Raw genomic sequence first — 21187 nt, forward strand, 5'->3', positions numbered from 1 at the left:
CGCTATTCGAGCCCCGGTAGGGACAGTTGCGCGTTTCGGGCGTAGACCTTGGCGACGGCAGCGTCATCTTCTCTGCCAAGGCCCATGCCGCTGGCCGCAACGAACTGCTGCAACGCAGCAGCCGTCAAAGGAGCCGCGAACTTCGATGCCCTCGCGGCGTCGAGCACGATACCGAGGTCTTTCGGCCAGATGTCGACGGCGGAATGGGGCGTATAATCTCCCGCCACCACGTGAGGTGCACGGTTTTCTAACATCCAGCTCGTTCCAGCGCATTTCGGGATGACTTTGAGGAACGTCTCCGGCGCAATCCCTTGGGTCATGCCGAATGTGAGAGCCTCGGCCATAGCCGCGATATGGGTGCCCGCAAGCATCTGGTTGACCGCTTTCATGGCCGACCCCATCCCGGCGCTGTCGCCAAGTTCGAATACGGTCTCTGCCGTCGCGTCCAGCACGGGACGTGCCGCCGCAAAAGCCTCGGGGCTGCCGGAAGCCATGATCGCGAGTTTGCCTGCCGCCGCCTTGACCGACCCGCCGGAAATCGGTGCGTCAAGGTAATGCAGTCCAAGTTCGGCACAGCGAGCCGCCACTGACCGCGCGAAATCCGGCGCGACCGTAACGCAGCATAGAACGACCGCGCCTTTCTTCAGCATTGGAGCGATACCTTGGGCGCCAAAGAACACCGCTTCTACCTGCGCCGCGTTCAGGACAACCACGACCAAGGCGTCAAGGTTTCCCGCGGCGACCGTGATGCTCTGCTGCGCACCGCCCTGCGCGCGGAACCGCTCGACCGCGGCCTCGCTGACATCCGCGCCGCAGACCGCATGGCCTGCCCGCAAAAGGGACGAGGCCATGCCGAACCCCATCGAGCCCAGACCAATCACACCGACCTGCATCGCCTTCGTCTCCATTCCGCCCGCGCAGCCCGCGCGGCATTTTCCGCAATTGTCACACATGCTCGGGCAACTCCGCTGCCTCGGTCGCGAAACCGTAGACCGACTTCACTTCGAGGTATTCCTCGAGCCCGAAGACACCCATCGACCGCCCGATACCCGATTGCTTGTAGCCGCCCATCGGCGTCAGCGAATTGGTCGCCGCACCGTTGAAGCAGACCCGTCCCGCCGCGATCTGCGAGCAGACACGGTAGCCGCGCTCGCGGTCGGTGCCAAAGACGTAGCCGCCCAGACCGAAGATGGAGTCGTTGGCAATTGCGATTGCCTCGGCCTCGGTGCGGTAGGGAATGACACAAAGGACAGGCCCGAAAATTTCTTCCTTCGCGATGACCATGTCAGGGCGGACATCGGCGAAGACCGTGGGCCTGACGAAGTATCCGCCGCTCAGCCCGTCGGGACGTCCAAGCCCGCCACATACCAACCTTGCGCCCTGATCGATCCCCGACTGGATATACCGCTGCACCGTCTCATATTGCGCCAAGCTGACCGCCGGACCCATTGTTGTCGCAGGATCGCGCGGATCTCCGATGCGGAAACGCGACGCCTCATCGGCAAGGAAGGGAAGCACAGCTTCGACCTGATCTTGGTGCACGATCATCCGGCTTGGAGCGTGACAGGACTGGCCAGTGTTGAAGAAGCAGCGTTGGATGTTCCACCGCGCTGCCTTTTCAAGGTCCGCGTCCTGCAGGACAACGTTGGCAGACTTGCCACCCAGTTCGAGACAGGTCCGCTTCACTGTGCGCGCCGCGGCCTCACCGACTTTGGCACCTGCTCCGGTCGAACCGGTGAACGAGATCATGTCCACTTCGGGATGCGCGGCCATCGCTTCTCCAACGACGCGACCACGGCCGATGACGAGGTTGAAGACCCCCGGCGGAACCTTCGCCTCGTGCATCACCTCGGCCAGAAGTATCGCGCTGAGCGGTGAAGCGTCGGACGGTTTGAGAACAACCGTGCATCCGGCCGCAAGCGCGTAAATCATCTTGATGACCGGCGTCTGGATCGGCCAGTTCCATGGTGCGATCAGCGCGCAGACACCAATCGGCTCGCGTCGGATGATCGTGTCGCCAATATGCCGTTCGAAGGCATAGGTCCGGATCAGGTTACGTGCTACTTCCAAGTGCCCGATCGGACCCGAAACTTGCGCCTTGGAACTGACAGGAATTCCGACCTCACGCGCGATGATATCAGCGAACTTGTCAGCCCGCGCTTTGTAGGCCGCGATGATTCGATCGATCAGCGCGATACGGTCGGCCACGCCCCACTTCGAAAAACTGACAAAGGCGCGACGGGCAGCGAGAACCGCACGGTCCACGTCGGCAACTCCAGCCTGACCGACCGAGGCGAAGACGCTTTCGGTGGTTGGGTCGATGACTTCGCGGATGCCGCCGGTCAAGGGTTCGACCCAGGTGCCGTCGATGTAAAGTTGCCAGTGGTTTATCATGCTCTGTCCTTCCGCACTTCTACTAGGAGCTGTGCGTGTAGCCGCCGTCACAGGCGATGGTTTGTCCGGTGATGAAGCTGGATGCTGGCGACGACAGGAACATCATCAGGCCGACAAGATCCGGCGGTTCCATCCCCCGTTTGATGCATTGCTGCGCAATCTGGTTGCGCTTAAGGTCTTGGGTAGGATTGACCGCCCGTTCGACTTCGGTTGCGACCGCACCAGGGCGCACGCAGTTGACGTTGATCCCGTCTTCGCCCAACTCTCGGGCCATGGCGTTGGTGAACCCGATCATTGCCGACTTCGACGTAACGTAATGCATGTAATTCATCACGCCCTTCGGCACGGCGTCCGAGGCGATATTGATGATCCGGCCCCACCCTGCCTTGCGCATCACCGGTGCCACAGCACGGGCACACAGAAGTGGGCCGTTGATGTTGACGCGCATGACGCGGTCCCATTCGTCGAGCGGTATGAACTCGAATTTGCGTTTCTCGAGCGAGGCGAAGATCGCAGCGTTATTGATCAGCACATCGACCCGACCGAATTGATCGACAACACTCTGGATCATGGCATTGACTGAAGCTTCGTCGGCAACATCCACTTTGATCGCCGCAGCGCGGCCGCCAGGCAGTTCAATCTCGGCCTTGACCTTTTGGGCGTTGTCCAACTGAACATCGGCCACAATCGCAATGGCTCCCGCCGCGCCGAACTGGCGGGCAAGTTCGCGCCCGATACCCTGACCCGCGCCAGTGATCACCACCACGCGATCCGCCACGCTGAAATCACGCGCCCATTCCGGCACACCGGAATCCTGCGGCGCCTTTACGTGGTTCACTTCGTTCATCTGTTCCTCCCAGATTGTGCGGTGGCACGGGCATGCGGTCTTTGCCGCAGTGCCGTCTGCGTCACCGAAAGCTCTTTGCGGTTGCCGTCGCCGCGCTCATTAGAAAACCCGTATCGCTTCCGGCCGAGACGTAGCTCGCCCCGAGCGCGATCATTTCCTTGGCGACTTCAGGCCGCGAGTTCAGCCCTCCGACCCCCAGCCGTTTGCCGTGCCGTTTGCAGGCGGCGGCCACCTTTTCATAGGCTTCGCGCACTTTCGGGTGGTCGAGCTGACCTGGAACGTTAAGCGAATTGCAAAGATCGTTCGTGCCGATCAACAGCATGTCGAGCCCCTCGACGGAAGCGATCTCGTCCGAATTGCCGACCGCTTCGATCGACTCAATCATCCCGACCACAAGCGTTGCATCGTTCATCGCCTGCATCGTTTCCGCAGCGGGACCGATGCGGAACAAGGTGTGTGGGTTCATCCCCAGAAGCGAACGGCTGCCCATCGGCGGGAATTTTGCTGCCTGAACCAGCAGTTCAGCATCTGCTCGGGTTTCGAGGTGCGGAACGATCACACCCTGAGCACCGGCTTCCAGCGTCCGCCCGATTTCGGCAGCATCCAATCCCGGCACACGCACCATAGGCGTCACGCCAAGGGCCGTCGAAGTCATGCAAATCTGGCTGACCGTTTCGAGCGAAAAGCTGCAGTGCTCAAGGTCGATGTAAAGGCAGTCGAAGCCAGCGCTCTTGGCGATCGCAGCGATTTCCACTCCACGCATCAGACGCACAATCATGCCCACGGCAAGGCCACCCGAAGCCATCTTCTGCTTCACGCGGTTTTCCGAAACGATGGGCGGGGTGTTCATGCTGTTTCCAATGTCCGACGGGGGCGCCGAAACACGACCTGTGACAGGTCATCGCGGCGGTTCCTGACTCTTGGAGACCTTTCCCCTTCCGATCAAGCGAGAGCGGCCGCGCCGCCCCGGACCCAATAACACAAGGTTATACCGCAGCTTTTTTCGGGATATCGCAGCTACCCCCGCCTGCCTTAACTGAGGCCAACCGAAACCCGAGACCAAGGAGTTGGAAGATGCGTATTTCCGAAGCGGCTACGTCGGAAGGCGGCGATGTGGGTTCGATGCGTGTGGGTAAACTTTCGCAGAAGTTCCTGCTGCAGGGCGAGAACGGATCGCCGAATAACTACCTGCTGAACGTCGGCCTGACCGGCTCTGGCGGCTGGGGCACCCCGCGCCACCGGCACAACTTCGACCAGATCCGCTATGTGTTGAAGGGCAAATACCCGGCCTCGCCGCATAAGATCATGGGCGAAGGTTCGGTCGCCTATTTTCCCGAAAGCGTGCATTACGGACCGCAGGACCGCCCTGAAGGGCTGGAAATGATGGTGATCCAGTTCGGTGGCGCAAGCGGATCGGGGTTCCTTTCCACACCGGACCGCGAAGCGGCGAACAAGCGGCTTGAAGCCAAAGGCACCTTCAAAGACGGAATTTTCACCTGGATCGATAACAAGGGCCAAAAGCACAACATGGACGGCTCTGCCGCCTGTTTCGAAGAGGCGACGGGCCAGAAACTGGTCTTCCATCCCGCCCGCTATGACGACGTCGTCATGATGGACCCGGCCGCTTATGAATGGGCACCGACCGGCATGCCGGGCGTTTCGACCAAGCTTCTGGGCGTGTTCACCGAACGCAACATCCAGATCCGTTTCTTCAAGGTTGATGCCGGCGCCACGATGAACACCGGCACGCGCGACCAGCTCGAAGTGCTTTTCATGGCAACCGGCTCGGTCACCGTCGAAGGCACGACCTATCGCGAAAAGACCGGCATTGAGCTTCTGCCGAGCGACAAGCCTACGGATATCAAGGCCAATGCCGAGTCGATCTTCTTCTCGGTGACGCTGCCCAAATTCTGATGGCAGCGACCCGGCGCAGCGCTCCCCTGCGCCGGGACAGTCAGGGTGCAGGGCCGGTGCGAGAAAGCTCCAGACCGCATTCCTTCACACATGCGACCAGATCTTTGCGCGGCAGGTCCATCTCATATCCCTCGCGGAAGAAGACCGCGATGTTCCGGCTCAGGACCGGGTCTTCGAAGGGCAATGCGACAAGGCGGCCCTCGCTGAGTTCCGAGCTAGCTGCATGAACAGGCAAGAGCGCCAGATAGTCCGAAGTGGCGACCAGTGACTTCAGAAGCGACACCGAACCGCAGACCGTGACCTGCTGGGGAGGACCGACATTCATCGTATTCATGACATGCTCGAGCACAGTATGCGACCGCCGCGAGGTGGGTGAAATCCACGGGTGCTGCACAAGGTCCTGCCAGGTCAGGTTCTCCACGCTGTGCAGCGGATGACCCGGTCGGACGATGACGCAAAGATGATCGCGGAATAAAACTTGCTGGCGTAGGCCGTCGAGCATGTCGAAGACTTCGGTGAAGCCGACAACGAAGTCGAAGTCGCGGCGAAGTAGACCCGTCAACAGGTCGAACTGTGCGTTTTCGACGACTTGAAGGTCGCCATCGGGATGCATCATGCGCCAGCGGCCAAGGGCCATAGGGATGATCGACCCCGCCATGCTCGGCAAACTGCCGACACGGATCGACTCGGTCAGCCCCGAGCGGGCATTCATCAGATCGCGCTTTGCAAGCTCCACCTCCTCGCGGATCAGACGGGCATGGCAATAGAGGATTTCGCCGTAATTTGTGGGGACGATTCCACTTGGCCCCCGTTCAAGAAGGTGCATCCCCATCTCGGCTTCGAGCCGGTCCATTGACGTCGATAGCGCTGGCTGCGACACCTTTAGCGACTTCGCAGCGCGGTTCAGGCTGCCATGTTCGATGACGGCTGCAAAATAGAGCAGTTTCTTGGGGTCGATATCGAACATCTCGGCAGCGTCAGCCTCCTGTGGCGCGGGCTCCGCCACAGGGGATGATTGTATCGACAACACGGCCCGCAACAAGCCGTTGCCTGCGATATCAGACGCGGACACGGCGTTCGGCGATCGTCTTGGCGACGGTATAGCTTTGATACATTTCCGGCCCCCCTTCACGCCCGATCCCGCTTTCGCGATAACCGCCAAATGGGGCATCGGCACCGGGACTCGTGAAGCAGTTGAGCGCGATCGAACCCGCCTGAAGCTCGTGCGTCAGCCAATCCGCAGTCGCCATGTCATTGGTGAAGACGAAACCTGCGAGACCCATTTCGAGGCTATTCGCAATTTCGAGGGCCTGATCCATCGAACCGACTGACATGCAAGGCGCAATCGGGCCGAAGGTTTCTTCGGTCATCACACGAGCGTCGAGCGGCACATCGGCAAGGACCGTCGGTCGGAAGAACCAACCCCGATTGCCCAATCGCGCACCACCCGTGGCGATCTTTGCTCCCCGTTCCACGGCGTCCTGCACGAAGCCTTCCATGGTTGCCAGACGGCGGCGGTTGGCCAGCGCGCCCATCTGCACGCCTTCCATGAAGCCATCGCCGACCTTCAGGCTTTCTGCCTCTCGGACCAAAGCTTTGACGAAGTCGGGATAGACCTTCTCATGGATCAGAAAGCGCGAAGCGGCCGAACAGAATTGCCCGGCCATGCGGAATTTCCAGTGCGAAGCCAGTCGCGCGACTTCAACCGGATCGACCGTATCATCGACGAGCACCGGCGCGTGGCCGCCCAGTTCCATCAACACAGGCTTCATCGTTTCGACCGCAAGGCGGCTGAGGTGCTTGCCCACATTGATCGAGCCGGTCAGCGTCACCAGCCGCGTGATGGGCGACAGGACGAGCGTGCGGGATACATGGTCAGATTCACCGAAGACCACGTTCAGCACGCCCTTCGGCAGACCGGCATCCAAGAAGCACTGCGCGAACAGACAAGCGGTTGCAGGTGTGTCAGAGGACGGCTTCAGAATTACCGAGCATCCCGTCGCAAGTGAGGCACTGATTTTCCGCGAAGGCGCGCTCATCGGCACGTTCCACGGCGTAAACGCGGCAACCGGACCCACCGGCTCGCGGATGACGTATTGTTGGATCGGCGGATCGGTGGGAACGATGCGCCCGTATATGCGCCGGATCTCTTCCGAGTCCCAGTCGAGGAACGTGGCCGAACGCTCGATCTCGGCTCGCACTTCGGCAAGCGTCCGTCCCGACTCGGCCACGAAGATCGGCGCGATGTCCTCGGCCCGCTCGCGCACGAGGGCAGCTGCCCGCCGCATCAAAGCTGCGCGGGCCGTTGGCGAGGTCTTGCGCCAAGTCTCGAACCCACGCGCCGATGAGGCAAGCGCGGCTTGCAAATCTTCTTCAGTAGCCTTTGGCACGGTGCCAAGGGTCGCTTCGGTGCTTGGATTTTCGACCTCGCACAGGGTCGGTCGGTCATAGATCCACTCGCCATCGATCAGAAGTCCGATGCGCGGATAAGAAATGGCGGGTGCGGTCATTTGAAGGTCCTTTGCAGTCGTTCGGGTCACAGGCCGAGAAAGGCCAATACTTCGGCTTCGGCGATCTTGGCGGCACGGGCACGTTGGCCCCAGGTTTGCGCGCCGATATGGGGGGTAAGGATCACATTGGACAGCGCAGCAAGACGCGTCGGCACATGCGGTTCGGTGTCGAGCACATCAAGCGCAGCACCTGCGATGCCCCCCCTTTCAAGCGCATCGATCAGCGCGTCGGTATCGACAAGGTTGCCGCGCCCGACATTGACCAGACGTCCCTTCGTCCCAAGGGCCGCCAGCACATCGGCGTCGATGATAGCGGAAAGATCATCGGTTCCCGGAACGGCAAGGACCAGGACATCGGATGCTTCGGCCAGCGCTCGCCAACCATCGTGCAGACTGTCGCCCAGCCCTCGGTTCGACGGGCGGTCAAGACCCGCGATCCTCATTCCCGAAACCCGCGCCCGCGCTGCGATGGCCTGCCCGATCCGACCGCTTAATCCCGCGATCCCGATGGTCATGCCAACGAGGCTATCTCCCAGATCGAAGCGCCCCGATGCCCACGCCCCCCGAGAGAAGCGGTCCGCAGCAACCAGATTGCGGCAAAGCATCTGCGTCAGGGTCATGGCAAGGTCGGCAACATCCTCGGTCACAGTTTCATTGACCAGCCGCAGCTTGATTCGGCGCGCATCGAGCGCCTTTCGATCTATCTTTTCAGAACCCGCCCCCTGCGAAATGACGAAGGCGAGGTTGGGAAGCAAAGAGATCGTCTCTTCGTTGCAACCACGCGAGGCGCTCGTCATCAAGACGCGCACTTCGGCCCTCTCGTCCGCGCCTAATCTCGCGATGCCAGAAGCGTCCGGCACGATACGCCAGAGGATTTCAAGGCAAGGATAGGTCATGCCCGCAAGTGCGGGATAGGCAAGGATCGGCTGCATGGAAACCCGTTTCCACCAATGGAACTGAGCGCCAAGCTATCCCCCGGCCTCTCTTGCTGCAACGAACTGCGCCAGCCACACGCCGTCGAGATATAACCAAAAGCTATACCCTTAAGGACGTGGCCCGCCGACATCGACACGCGCCATAAAGACCGCGCTTTTGCGTTTCTCCGTTGCGATTTCGTCGCTCGGCCCAAGGAAGGTAGTCATGAACAGCGTCTTTCCGTCCTCACCCCCTAGGACGCAGGAAATGGCCGAGCCGTCGAAGCGGAAGACATCGGTGATTTCTCCCCCATCCAGCACCCGCAGAAACTCGCCGGTATTGAAGCAGCCAACCCAAATCGCGCCTTCCGCATCGGCACAAAGCCCGTCAGGGAACCGGTCGCTCAGATCGGCAAAGACGCGCCGGTTCGACAGGTTACCCTGCGCGTCCAGGTCGAAAGCGGCGATGCGCCCCTCCCAAGTCTCGGCCACGATAAGCGTGCCACCGTCATCTACGATAACCGAACCATTCGGAAAATCGACACCGTCCGCCACGGCGGTGATATATCCGTCGGGGTCGACCCGATGCAGCTTGGTCGTTTTTCGCGCCTCGCCGGCGTCGTAGTCATAGCCGAAGTCACCGACATAGATGCGCCCGTCCGCGTCGATGGCGAAATCGTTGACATAGCCCGCAGCGTAACTGGACAGGTCGGCATAGGTCGATAGATTTCCATCCCTGACCTCGACCAAGCGGCAATCTGCGGCAGAGACAACGATATGCCGCCCGTCCGGCAGGAAACCTTGGCCCGACGGCCGTGCCGGAACGAAGCACACCTCGCGCCGCTCTCCGTCAGGCGTCAGGGCGAAGACGCGGTTATCGAAAACATCTGACACCCATAGTTGCCCGTCATGCCATTTCGGCGCTTCAAGAAACTTGAAGCCGTCAGCTAGAAGTGTCGCCCTATGCTCGCGCATGTCTTCCCCCTTCTCCTCACTTGAACGCGCCGCTTACCACCCGCCATCGCAATGGATGTTCTGGCCGGTGATCAGGTCAGCCTGCGCCGATGCCAAGAAGACAGCCAGATTGGATATGTCTTCCGGCAAGATACGACGCTTCAGACTTTGCCGTTCGAGAATCCAACGATCATATTCCTCGGCCTTGTCGCCGAAATGCCGGAATTCGGCATCCGACAGCACGGCGCCAGGGCTGATGCCATTGACGTTGATGCCGTAGTGCCCGAGCTCACGCGACAGGGATTTGACCAGACCATACATGGCACCCTTCGACGCGACGTAGGGCACGAAGCCTTCCCAATGGCCGGTCAGCGTTAGAGAGGTCAGATTGATAATCTTGCCTTGTCGTTTTTCCTTCATCGCGGCGCTGCACGCCCGCGTCAGGATGAAGGCCGCGCTAGAGTTGATGCGGACCTCGGTTTCGTATTCCTCGATCGAGAACGCCTCGTGCGGTTTGTTCACGACGAAAGCCGCATTGTTGATCAGGATATCGACCCCGTCCAATTCCGCGCAAAGTCGTGTGACGGCGGTTTCGGTGGCAGCGAGGTCATTGAGATCGCAGCCGAAATAGCGGACCGGCGCGGGAAGCCCCGCAAAACAGGAAGCAGATTCTTCCATCCCCGGACGGTCAAGCGCGACGACCTGTGCACCCTCGGCCACAAAGCGGGCGACCAAAGTCTGGCCAATGGTGCCAAGTGCCCCTGTTATAAGGGCCGTCTTGCCCGAAAATTGTGCCATGCTGCGCATCCCGTTACTTCCATTCGTGAAGCATCACAGAAGCGGAATTGCCCGCGCAGGTGAACCGGCATTCCCACAACCTTGCGCCGCGCCTATAACCAAGAATTATAACCTGCCGCCATTTACCAAGTGTGCAGATGGATCGGCGGAGCGACGGCACTTAGGGTCAGCCCTAATGCCTGACCTGCTACAAACGAAAGACCAATCCATGTCTGGACCCCGCGATCTAATCCATCTCTTTGCTGCCCATGCCGCTAGGATGCGCTATGAGGATCTGACCGAAGAGGCGCGGGAGGCCGCGAAGAAGAGCGTGCTCGACACGCTGGGCGTCATTCTGGCCGCAAGCGGCAGCGAACCTGCCGTGCGTGGGGTCATCGATATCGTCCGCGAAAGCGGTGGCGCACAGGATTGCACGCTGCTCGCCTTTGGCGGAAAGGCTCCGGCGCTGATGGCGGCGCTTGCGAATGGCGCCTTGGCACATTGCCTCGACTACGACGACCAGACACCGTGGGGCCAGCATTGCGCGAGTTCCATAGTCCCTGCGGTCTTTGCAATCGCCGAGAGGAGCGGCGGCATATCGGGGCGCGAGTTGATCACGGCCGTCGCCGTGGGTCAGGACATCTTTGCACGCCTGCGCTGCAATGTGGGCTGGAACAAAGACTGGAACCTGTCGACCGTGCTTGCTGTCTTCGCCGCTACTGCTGCGGCGGGGCGAGTGGCGGGGCTTGATACCGAGCGCATCGCCCATGCGATGGGCATCGCCTCCATGCAATCGAGCGGAATCATGGAAATGGTTGCCGGTCGCGGCAGCGATCTTCGTGGCATGTATGCAGGCTTCTCCGCCAAGGGCGCGGTTCTGGCTGTGCTGATGGCAGAAAAAGGCATCACGGGCATCGACCGCATGTTCGAGGGCAAATACGGCTTCTTCAACACATATTTCGGCGGACGATACGACCGCGCGGCCATCGTCGAAGAGTTAGGAACGGACCTTCTTGGCAGTGGCACGCTTTACAAACGCTGGCCATGCGTCGGCACGGCGCACAGCCATATGAAAGCCGCCATCGACATCGTAACCGAGAACAATCTTACGCTTCGTGACATCGCTGAAATCCGGTTGCACGTCGGAGATTATCACGACCTGATGTGCCAACCATTGGCAGAGCGTCGCGCGCCTGCCACCTTGGCGGATGCGAAGTTCAGTCTGCCCTTTCTCGTCGCTATCGCGGTGGTTCGCAGAGGCATGAGCGTGACCGATTTCTCGGAGGCCGGTCTGCGTGATCCTGAAGTGTTGGCGGCAGGGGGCAAGATTTCCCTCCACACCGACCCTGCGCTCGACTGGAAGCTGGAACTGCCACCGGGACGTGTCGAAATCGTTGCAACCGACGGTCGCCGCTGGACCATCACCGGGACGAAAGTGCCTGGCAATGCGGACAATCCGATGGGCTGGGCAGACATCTTCGCCAAGTTCCGCGAATGTGCCGCAGTCGCGGTCACACGCATCGACCCGGAAAAAATCGCCCGGGCGCAAGAACTGGCCCGGGCGCTGGAAGAGTTGGAGGATGCGACGGACCTTGTCCGGGCGCTGGCTTAGATACCTGCGGTTTGCGCCCCATCTGCGACGAGAGCGTGACCGGTGATGAACGAGCCCTGCTCGGAGCACAGGAACAGGACGGTCGCCGCAATCTCTTCGGGCTTACCCATGCGGCCCACCGGTTCCTGTTTGATGATGCGGGCGCGGCCTTCCTCGGTCCCGCCCGTGTAGCGGGCGATCATGGGCGTGTCGATGATACCGGGGCAGAGCGCATTCACCCGGATGTTCTGGTCGGCGTATTCCAGCGCGGCCACCTTGGATGCCACGGTCACGCCAAACTTCGAGGCGCAGTAACCCGACTGGTTTCGGATCGCCATGACGCCTGCACCGGACGATGTGTTGACGATCGCCCCGCCACCGTTCTTCAGCATCAGGGGGATCTGGTGTTTCATGCACAGGAACACGCTTTTGAGGTTCACGTTGAGCACGCGGTCGAGAAGATCCTCATCGAGATCCACAATCGACGCGCCGGGCTGTTCGATACCTGCGTTGTTGAATGCCGCATCGAGTCTACCAAACGATATGATCGTCTTCTCCAGCGCGGCTTTGATTTCCGCCGATTTCGTTACATCTGCACGGACGGACAAAGATTTGCCTCCGGCGGCCGCGATCAGGGCTGCCGTTTCCGCAAGCCCTTGTTCGGAGATGTCCACGATCGTTACGGACGCGCCAGCTTCAGCAAACGCCAGTGCCGTAGCGCGCCCGATCCCGCTGCCAGCGCCAGTGACGAAGGCGACCTTGCCCGAATAGTCGAATGTCGGGGCTTTGCTCATGTCGAGTTCCTGTCAGTCTGTCTTGAAAAGTGACGGTCCGACACTCTTGCCGGACCGGTAGTATCAGTGACCTTTGGCGCGGCCTTGGTTGCCGACCGTGTAGATCGCGGCGGCCACGACGACGACGATCCCTTCGATCAGGCCCTGCCAGTTGGCACCAAGGTTCAGAATGTTGAAGCCGTTGGTCAGTGAGAAGAGCAGGAGCGCCCCTGCCAGCGTTTTGATCACGCTGCCCGCGCCGCCGAAAAGCGAGGTGCCACCAAGGATCGCCGCAGCGATCACAGTCAGTTCGGCACCGGTCAGACCTGCAGGGTTGATCGACCGCAGGCGGCTTGCGAACAACACGCCGGCAAAGCCCGCAGCACCGCTGCACAGCACGAAGGCCATCAGCTTGTAACGCAGCACGTTGATACCAGACAAACGAGCCGCCTCGCTATTGCCACCCACTGCATAGATACGGCGCCCCACCATCGTGAAGCTAAGGACAAACCATACGACTGCGGTGAAAATGCCCATATAGACGACCGGCGTTCGAACGACGAGTTCACCGCCCGAAGCGAGTGCCAGCAGCAGAAGAATTACCCCACCAATCACCGTGCCAACGGCAGCGGGACGCAGCGACTTGCCGCTTGAACGGCTTTTGATAACGCTGCCGATCCCCAGAGCAAGGCAGACGATCCCTGCCGCTACGACCAACAAGAACACATCATTCTTGCCAGATTCAAAGGCTTTCATTTGGGCGATTACACCAGGGTCCTTCACAGAGAGCGACCGACCGTCGGTATAAATAAGCACAAGCCCGCGGACCGCCGTCATAGTGCCCAGCGTCACGATGAAAGCGTTGATACCGACGAACTGAACGATCGATCCGTTCAGAAGCCCAAGCGCCATCGCTACAGTCATAGCCAGGGCAACTGCCGGCCAAAATCCCATCGCGTCCGCATTGCCGACCAGCACCGCGGCGGCCAAGGCCGCGACCGAGGCCACCGACAGGTCGAAGTTGCCGGTGATCAAGATCACCGTCATCGCGACCGCCATGATCGAGGTCAGCGACGACTGATAGATGACGTTGGTCAGGTTCTGAATGCTGAGATAGTTTTCCTGTCCCAGATAGGTGGTGATCATCGTCAAGACGAAAATTAGGAGCAACAGCGCGTAATAGACGCCCATCTCGCGAAGTCCGAAGATCCGCTTCCAATTGGTTGGCTTGGCAGTGGCCGTCTGGCTTGCGCGGGATTGGGTCTGGGTCATTTGAGTATCGCTCGCCATGGTCATGTCAGTGTCCTGCTGCCTTGCCGGAACCGTTTACCGCTTGCCCCTTAGGGCCCTGACCGCCTGCCAGCAGCAGCAATTCGTGTTCCGATGTTTCATGCACATTGCGCTCGGCAATGCATTTTCCGTCACGCATCACGAGGATGCGGTCAGCGACGGCCAAGAGTTCCTCGAATTCGGAGGAGACGATGATCACCGTCTTCCCTTCGCCCGCAAGTTTCCGGATCAGTCGAAGGATGTCGGTCTTGGCGCCGATGTCGATGCCCGCCGTCGGTTCGTCCAGAAGGAATAACTTCACATCACTGAACATCCACTTGGCGATCGTAACCTTCTGCGCATTACCCCCGCTGAGCTCGCGCACGAGGATATCGGGCGAGCTTGCCTTGATCGAGAGCATGCGGATCGCCTCCTCGCCACGTTCGCGTTCGCGTTCGGGCTGGGGCAGCATGTTGAAGGCGGAAACGCCCTGCAATGCAGGAAGGGTCAAGTTGCGCCAGATCTCAAATTCCGGCACCAGTCCTTGTCCCATGCGATCTTCTGGCACCAGCCCGATCCCGGCGCGAACCGAAGCCGCCGTGCTGCGGGCCAAGGTTTGGCCATCAAGAAGCACGTCGCCGACTGCGTCCTTGTCGGCACCAAAGATGGCATGGATCAACTCGCTGCGACCCGAGCCGAGCAGTCCGGCGACACCGATCACCTCGCCCTTTGCCACACTAAGTGAAACTGGCATCAACTTATCGGGCGAGGATAGACCGCGCAGCTCCAGCCGTGGCGTGCCGCTGGCCGCAGACGGGCCAATACGCGCCTCAGCTGCGCGCTCGAGTTCTACGATCTGCTTGCCGACGATTGCTTCGGCCAGCCGCGTCTCGTCCAAGGTGGAGGTTTCGGCGCGCAATACCGCTTCGCCATCGCGCAGCACCGTGACCTGATCGGTCAGGGCCATCACCTCATCAAGAAAGTGGGAAACGAAAAGGATCGCCTTGTTCTCGACTTTCGAAAGCTGGCGGACAGTCGCGTAGACCAATTCGCGTTCGTCGGTCGCCAGGGATGCCGTCGGTTCGTCCATCACGATTAGATCGGCACCGGTGCCGAGCGCTTGGAGAATCGACACCATCTGCCTTTCACCAATAGAAAGATCACCTGCAAGTGCATCTGGGTCTGGCCAGTAGCGCACGCGCTCGCACAATTCGTCGAACCGCTTGCGTGACACGGAGGCGAGGCGCCAAGCGCCAGTGCTTCCCAGAAAAACGTTTTCCAGAACCGACAGCGTCGGAACCAGAGGAATATGCTGGTGGATCGTGGCAACGCCCATGTCATTGGCGGCTTTGGGACTGTCCCAACTGACGGGTTGACCGCGCCACGAGATAGTCCCGCCCGATGCCTTGAAGGCACCGGACAGGATCTTGATCAAGGTGGATTTCCCTGCACCGTTGGCCCCGAGAAGGCCGTGGACCTTACCCTGCACGATGTCGAGATCGACACCGCGCAAGGCAACCGTTCCATTACCAAAGGTCTTCGCGACCGAACGCAGGGTCATGATTGGACTGGTCTTTTCCATGCGTTTGGAAGCTCCGTCTTCTTCAGGTCAACGTCAGGTCAGATCACCACTGCTCGGGGCAGGAATCGAGCGTTTCTTTAGTGATCTGCGGCATGTCGTAGGTCACGTAGCGCGCCTTCGGCGTGTCAGGGTTGGTCGCTGCTTCCAACAGCGATTGGAACATCAAAGCGCCCAGCAGACGCGGACGGGTGCAAACCGAACCATACATCTCGCCGTTCTTGATCGCGTCATAGCCGAGTTTGGAGCCACCACCCGTAGCGATCAGGGTGACTTTCGATCCAGCCGCTTCGATGGCACGGGCGCAACCGATAGCCATATCGTCCGCTTGGCTGAAGATCAGGTCGAGATCGTCATGCGCAGTCAGGAAGTTCTGGCAAACGGATTCACCTTCGTCCGGGGTCCAATTGGTGGGCTGGGCGGCGACGATCTCATAGTTCGCGCCGGCTTTGTCGAGCGCAGCCTTGAACCCGTCGGTGTCGAGCTTCACCACGGCATATGCCGGGTCGCCTTCCACGATCGCGATCTTCGCGGTGCGGTCTTTCGGCAGCAGGCCAGCAGCCATTTCGCCCGAAACATAACCCGCCTTGAAGTTGTCGGTGGCAACGAAAGCCGAAAGTTTCGGATAGGGATCATCCACGGCGCGGGTGTTCGGATCGCCGACCTGCGAGGCGATTGCCACAACCGGTTTGCCGGCTTCGTCGATCTTGTCGACGAAGGATTCTGCAACGACCGAGTCAAGCGGCAGAAAGCCGATACCGTCCACGTTCTGGGTCAGCAAGTCGTCGATCGCGTTGCCCTGCTTTTCGACGCTGCCGCGCGGATCAAGCACGACGACCTTCACACCGGCCTTTTCCGCAGCTTCCTTGAAGCCCTCGGCGGTCTGGACGTTGTAAGGGTATTCGAGACTGGCGGGAACGTAGCCAAAGGTCATTTCTTCAGCATAGGCCGCTCCGGCCGAAAGCAGAGTGGCAGCCATCAGCGCCGCTGTGCGTTTGGTGAATTGCATGTATTCCTCCCTGGTCATGCGTCGTTAATCTTTTGCCGTCCGGTTTGCACTGGACATGCACAAGTTCCTCGGGGCGCAGGCAAACGGTGCTAACCGCCCTGCGTCCTTGCTTTTTCGTCTTGGCACAACCGGGATGACCGGCCGAACCGTTCCGTCAGTTGAATGATGTGCGGTCGCTTCCTCGTCGCTGTCCGCAACTCCTCCGACCATTGGCCTAGCATGTCGGTTTTTACCGATACAGCGTTTCGGACGGTTCGGCGGTAGCAAGGTATAACAGCGCGTTATGCCACCTCAACCCGGGGCGGGTGGCCGGGTTACGCACCGTTTGCTGGAAGAACGCGGTGCAACCTTGATCTGGCTCAAACGCAGAGAAATAAGGACAAGTCAGTTATAATGGCGTGTTATTTGCCGAGCCCGCGGAACTGACAGTTGATTGCGGTCACGCACGCCATCTGCAACGCATGGGCACGCGGCAATGCGCAAGGAAACCCCGACATGACGACCTCGTCCCTAGCCGGCCCGCTCTCGCATCGGTCGTTCCGACTGCTTTGGCAGGGCGGTCTCGTATCGAATCTTGGCACAATGGTTCAGACGGTCGGCGCAGGTTGGTTGATGGCGACGATCTCGACGCAATATGACATGGTCGCCTTCGTTCAGGCGGCCACGACCCTGCCTGTGATGCTATTCTCGATCCCTGCGGGCGCACTGGCGGACAGCTATGAACGGCGCAAGATCCTCATGGTCGCGCAGTTGCTGATGATGGGAATGTCGCTCGCGCTCGCCATCGTTGCTTTTGCAGGCCATGTCACGCCGTGGCTGCTGCTTGTGCTGACCTTCCTCATCGGTTGTGGAACGGCGCTGCACACGCCGTCATGGCAGGCATCGGTCGGCGACGTGGTTCCGCGCGACCAGATAGCGGGCGCTGTGACATTGAACAGCATGGGTCTCAATCTGACCCGAAGTGTCGGGCCTGCGCTCGGTGGGCTCATCGTCGCCTCGGCAGGTGCCGCAGCGGCCTTTGCTTTCAACGCAGCAAGCTTTCTGCCGATGATCTATGCGCTGCTGCGGATAACGCCCGAAAGTAAAGCCGAAGCCCTCCCGCGAGAAGGACTTCGCCACGCCGTGTGGGCGGGCTTTCGCTACGTTTCTATGTCACCAAACCTCGTAACGGTCATTCTGCGCGGCTTCCTCTTCGGCGTTGCAGCCATCGTCATCCTCGCTTTGTTGCCCATCGTCGCACGCGATCTTCTCGGCGGCGGCGCCCTCGTCTACGGTTTCTTACTTGGCGCTTTCGGACTTGGCGCGATCGGCGGGGGTCTGGCGAACTCGCATCTGCGGGCGAGGCTTTCGAGCGAAGGACTCGTGCGCCTCGCCTTTTGCGGCATGGCGCTGAGTGCCTGCCTCGTCGCGGTCAGTCGGAACGTCTGGCTGACAGGGCTAGTGCTCTTGCCCGCTGGTGCCAGTTGGGTGCTGGCCTTGTCGCTCTTCAACGTGATGATGCAACTCTCCACGCCCCGCTGGGTGGTTGGGCGCGTGCTGTCGATTTACCAGACCGCGTCATTCGGCGGGATGACGGCGGGCGGATGGCTGTGGGGACGCGTTGCCGAAGGCCAAGGTGTGCCGACTGCACTCTTCATCGCCGGCGCACTTTCATGCGTTGGGGCTGCAATCGGCCTGCGATTTGCGGTGCCGCCACTTGCGGCGCGCAATCTGGACCCGCTGGACCATTTCCGCGAGCCCGCGACCCAGCTGGACCTGCAACAGCGCAGTGGCCCGATCTTCATCATGATCGAATACGAGATCGACCAGACCGATGTGCCCGATTTTCTGTCTGTCATGGCCGAACGCCGACGTATCCGGATCAGGGACGGGGCACAGCAATGGGTTTTGCTGCGCGATGTCGAGAACCCGAGCTTCTGGAAGGAAGCCTATCACGTGCCGACCTGGGCAGATTACTTGCGTCATAATCAACGCCGGACCCGAATGGATGCGACCGTTTCGGAGCGGCTGATCGCGTTGAACCGTGGACAGGCAAAGCCGTCGGTCCGACGCATGATCGAGCGTGAGACCGTGCCGCAACGCGATGACATGCCGCTGAAGCCCTTCGACGATCTGCATGGCTTATCAATAACCTGACATTATACCCCTGATCCGTCAGAGCTCGGTTTCCCGATGCCCCCGACACCGGTGTTTCCTACTGTGGCGCACAGACGGCCAGCCAAGGGACAAACCTATGAACACCTTTGACTACATCATCGTCGGCGCAGGCTCGGCAGGCTGCCCTGTCGCTCGTGCCTTGACGGAAGATCCCAATGTCTCTGTCCTTCTGGTCGAAGCCGGACCCCATGCCGACCGCTTCTGGGTGAACACGCCGGCGGGGATGGCAAAGCTCTATTTCAATGAGCGGCTGAACTGGAACTACCACACCGAACCCTTGGCCAAGCTCAAGAACCGCCGGATGTATTGGCCGCGCGGCAAGACGCTGGGCGGGTCGTCCTCGATCAACGGCATGGTCTTCATCCGTGGGCACGCGAAGGATTTCGACAGTTGGCGCGATCTCGGCAACCCCGGCTGGGGCTATGACGACGTCCTACCCCACTTCAAAGCGATGGAGCATTTCGAACGCCGCGCCGACCAGTGGCGCGGTCAGGGTGGGCCACTCTGGATCAGCGATCCGGTCGTCAAATCCGCTTCCAGCTACGATTTCATCGAATCCGCATCCCGTCTCGGGCATCCTAGGACCGAAGACATGAACGGCGAGGCGCACGACGGCGTCGGTTTCATGCAGCACAGCATCAAGGGAGGGCGCAGGCATTCCGCCTTCGTTGCCTTCGTGAAGCCGATCCTAAACCGTAAGAATTTGACAGTGGTGACCGATGCGCCCGTCCAACGCGTCTTGTTCGATGGTAAAGCAGCAACTGGCATCGAGGTGAAGCATGAAGGTGAACTCCGCCGCTTCACCGCTGCGCGCGAAGTGATCCTGTCGGGTGGCGCGCTGAACACTCCGCAACTCCTCATGCTGTCCGGCGTTGGACCAGGTGGCGAATTGCAGAAACACGGCATTCCGGTGGTGCATGAAAGCGCAGGCGTCGGGCAGAACCTGCAAGACCACTTCTACATGCACACCGGTTGGCGGGCGACGGCTGATAGCTCTTACAACGCGAATATCGCCGGGCTTCGGAAATATTGGGAAGGCTTCAAATACTTGATGACCCGCCGCGGCTATCTGGCGCTCGGCTCGTCTCAGGTCGCAGCCTTCGTCAAAAGCAGTCCCGACGAGCCTTATGCCGACCTGCAGATCAGCTTCCGGCCCATGACGTTCCAGTATTTCCCCGATGGCACCGTTGCTGTCGAAAACCAGCCCGGCATGGGTGTCTCTGTCTACCAGTTGCGTCCTCAGACCACCGGAACGGTCACGCTGCGCTCGAACCGCCCTTCGGACAAAGCGGTGTCTTCGCCGGAATTCCTGACCGATCCCTATGATATCGCGGCCATGATCAGTGGCATCAAACAGATCCGCCAGATCATGACCACCGAACCGATCCGTTCCCGCGTGGTGTCCGAAGAAGTTCCGGGACCCAAGGTCAGGACCGACGAGGACATCTTCAATTTCATGGTCGAAACCGGCAACTCGGCGCACCATCAAGGCGGCACGTGCAAGATGGGCCGCGACCCGATGGCCGTGGTCGACGAGCGTCTTCGGCTGAGAGGAATCGAGCGACTCCGCGTGGTCGACGCCTCGATCATGCCGCATCTCACCTCGGGCAATACCAACGCGCCAACCATCATGATCGGTGTGAAGGGCGGCGAGATGATCCGGCTGGACGCGACGCCACGGCGTGCGATTTCAGCGTGACACAAACAGACAAGAACGGCAGGGACAAGAATATGGCACGTTTCGAAGGCGATTGGATCGTAGTGACAGGCGCCGCGAGTGGGATCGGGGCAGCAGTCGTTCGCCGCTTGTTGAGCGACGGAGCATCGGTGCTAGCGTGCGACCTTTCGCAGGACGCGCTGGGTTCGCTATACGGAGAATTACCGGACGAAAAGCGCCTTGAAACTGCACGGCTCGACGTGACCAATCACGCGGCCGCGCTTGAGATGGTGGCTTCTGCACGCGCTCGGCATGGCGCACTGCGGGGACTGGTGAATTGCGCCGGAATTGCCGGCGTAGCGAACATCATGGACGTAGAACCAGACGCCTACCGCAAGGTGATGGGGGTCAACCTCGATGGCACGATCAACATGTGCCAAGCCTTCGTGAGAGCGGTGAAAGACGACAAGAACCATCGCGCGATCGTCAACATTTCCTCTGGGGCGGGCCTGATGGGTGTGGCGAACCGCTTGCCGTATGTGGCTGCGAAATTCGGGGTTTCCGGTATCACCAAGTCAATGTCGCCAGAACTCGGCCCGCTGGGAATCCGCGTCAACGCCGTGGCACCGGGCGTCACACGCACGCCTTTCATGGAATATGTCCTGAAAGACCCGGCGGCAGCGGCCCGCATCATCGCAGCCCACCCCATCGGGCGGATCGGCGAGCCCGAAGAGATTGCCAACGTCATCGTCTTTTTGCTGACTGACGATGCCAGCTTCATGACAGGCGCGGTGGTTTCGGTAGACGGCGGCCAGACGGCCTGCCTTTAACGGAGCCTCCCT

General features: G+C 60.4%; 18 protein-coding genes. 5 read left to right on the plus strand and 13 right to left on the minus strand.

The window, feature by feature from the left end; genetic code table 11:
- Positions 1-2: 2 nt before the first annotated feature.
- From ltnD to H7F16_RS03275, 4 genes are all read right to left on the minus strand, one after another.
- Entirely contained in the window at positions 3-908 is a 906-nt protein-coding gene (ltnD, locus tag H7F16_RS03260; RefSeq protein WP_206682561.1) for an L-threonate dehydrogenase, read from the minus strand.
- Positions 909-945: 37 nt separating this feature from the next.
- Positions 946-2394, minus strand: coding sequence for an aldehyde dehydrogenase family protein (locus tag H7F16_RS03265; protein ID WP_185796106.1), 1449 nt, complete (start codon positions 2392-2394; stop codon positions 946-948).
- Between the two features lie 22 nt (positions 2395-2416).
- Positions 2417-3241, minus strand: coding sequence for an SDR family NAD(P)-dependent oxidoreductase (locus H7F16_RS03270; RefSeq protein ID WP_185796107.1), 825 nt, complete (start codon positions 3239-3241; stop codon positions 2417-2419).
- Positions 3242-3302: 61 nt separating this feature from the next.
- Positions 3303-4091 (minus strand): HpcH/HpaI aldolase family protein, encoded by a 789-nt coding sequence (locus tag H7F16_RS03275; RefSeq protein ID WP_206682562.1) that lies wholly within the window; start codon positions 4089-4091, stop codon positions 3303-3305.
- 224 nt (positions 4092-4315) lie between these two features.
- On the opposite strand from H7F16_RS03275, the gene H7F16_RS03280 reads away from it, so the two are divergent.
- On the plus strand, positions 4316-5155 hold the full coding sequence (locus tag H7F16_RS03280) for a cupin domain-containing protein (protein ID WP_185796108.1): 840 nt from the start codon (positions 4316-4318) through the stop codon (positions 5153-5155).
- A gap of 40 nt (positions 5156-5195) precedes the next feature.
- Here H7F16_RS03280 and H7F16_RS03285 read toward each other — a convergent pair whose 3' ends face one another.
- From H7F16_RS03285 to H7F16_RS03305, 5 genes are all read right to left on the minus strand, one after another.
- On the minus strand, positions 5196-6122 hold the full coding sequence (locus H7F16_RS03285) for a LysR family transcriptional regulator (RefSeq protein WP_185796109.1): 927 nt from the start codon (positions 6120-6122) through the stop codon (positions 5196-5198).
- Between the two features lie 91 nt (positions 6123-6213).
- Positions 6214-7665 (minus strand): NAD-dependent succinate-semialdehyde dehydrogenase, encoded by a 1452-nt coding sequence (locus H7F16_RS03290; RefSeq protein WP_185796110.1) that lies wholly within the window; start codon positions 7663-7665, stop codon positions 6214-6216.
- Positions 7666-7691: 26 nt separating this feature from the next.
- Positions 7692-8597 carry an NAD(P)-dependent oxidoreductase gene (locus H7F16_RS03295; protein WP_185796111.1) on the minus strand — a complete coding sequence of 302 codons (906 nt, stop codon included), beginning with the start codon at positions 8595-8597 and terminating at the stop codon, positions 7692-7694.
- Between the two features lie 111 nt (positions 8598-8708).
- The gene (locus H7F16_RS03300) at positions 8709-9554 is read right to left on the minus strand and encodes an SMP-30/gluconolactonase/LRE family protein (RefSeq protein ID WP_185796112.1); all 846 of its coding nucleotides are present in this window, start codon (positions 9552-9554) and stop codon (positions 8709-8711) included.
- 33 nt (positions 9555-9587) lie between these two features.
- On the minus strand, positions 9588-10331 hold the full coding sequence (locus H7F16_RS03305) for an SDR family oxidoreductase (RefSeq protein ID WP_185796113.1): 744 nt from the start codon (positions 10329-10331) through the stop codon (positions 9588-9590).
- Positions 10332-10539: 208 nt separating this feature from the next.
- On the opposite strand from H7F16_RS03305, the gene H7F16_RS03310 reads away from it, so the two are divergent.
- Positions 10540-11922 (plus strand): MmgE/PrpD family protein, encoded by a 1383-nt coding sequence (locus H7F16_RS03310; RefSeq protein ID WP_185796624.1) that lies wholly within the window; start codon positions 10540-10542, stop codon positions 11920-11922.
- On the opposite strand, the gene H7F16_RS03315 is transcribed toward H7F16_RS03310, so the two are convergent.
- The 4 genes from H7F16_RS03315 to H7F16_RS03330 all read right to left on the minus strand — a co-directional run bounded on the left by H7F16_RS03315 (position 11919) and on the right by H7F16_RS03330 (position 16531).
- Positions 11919-12695, minus strand: coding sequence for a glucose 1-dehydrogenase (locus H7F16_RS03315; RefSeq protein ID WP_185796114.1), 777 nt, complete (start codon positions 12693-12695; stop codon positions 11919-11921). The genes H7F16_RS03310 and H7F16_RS03315 overlap by 4 nt on opposite strands.
- 63 nt (positions 12696-12758) lie before the next feature.
- Positions 12759-13970 (minus strand): ABC transporter permease, encoded by a 1212-nt coding sequence (locus tag H7F16_RS03320; protein ID WP_206682564.1) that lies wholly within the window; start codon positions 13968-13970, stop codon positions 12759-12761.
- A gap of 1 nt (position 13971) precedes the next feature.
- Positions 13972-15525, minus strand: coding sequence for a sugar ABC transporter ATP-binding protein (locus tag H7F16_RS03325; RefSeq protein WP_185796115.1), 1554 nt, complete (start codon positions 15523-15525; stop codon positions 13972-13974).
- 43 nt (positions 15526-15568) lie between these two features.
- Positions 15569-16531, minus strand: a complete 963-nt coding sequence (locus tag H7F16_RS03330; protein WP_185796116.1) for a sugar ABC transporter substrate-binding protein — start codon at positions 16529-16531, stop codon at positions 15569-15571.
- A gap of 495 nt (positions 16532-17026) precedes the next feature.
- Between H7F16_RS03330 and H7F16_RS03335 the strand changes: the two genes are divergently transcribed.
- From H7F16_RS03335 to H7F16_RS03345, 3 genes are all read left to right on the plus strand, one after another.
- Complete coding sequence (locus tag H7F16_RS03335; RefSeq protein ID WP_185796117.1) at positions 17027-18667, plus strand: MFS transporter; 1641 nt, start codon at positions 17027-17029, stop codon at positions 18665-18667.
- Between the two features lie 97 nt (positions 18668-18764).
- Complete coding sequence (locus H7F16_RS03340) at positions 18765-20387, plus strand: GMC family oxidoreductase (RefSeq protein WP_185796118.1); 1623 nt, start codon at positions 18765-18767, stop codon at positions 20385-20387.
- Between the two features lie 32 nt (positions 20388-20419).
- The gene (locus tag H7F16_RS03345) at positions 20420-21175 is read left to right on the plus strand and encodes an SDR family NAD(P)-dependent oxidoreductase (RefSeq protein WP_185796119.1); all 756 of its coding nucleotides are present in this window, start codon (positions 20420-20422) and stop codon (positions 21173-21175) included.
- Positions 21176-21187 lie beyond the last annotated feature (12 nt).

This window comes from Paragemmobacter straminiformis, from assembly GCF_014243445.1.
Classification (GTDB): domain Bacteria; phylum Pseudomonadota; class Alphaproteobacteria; order Rhodobacterales; family Rhodobacteraceae; genus Paragemmobacter; species Paragemmobacter straminiformis.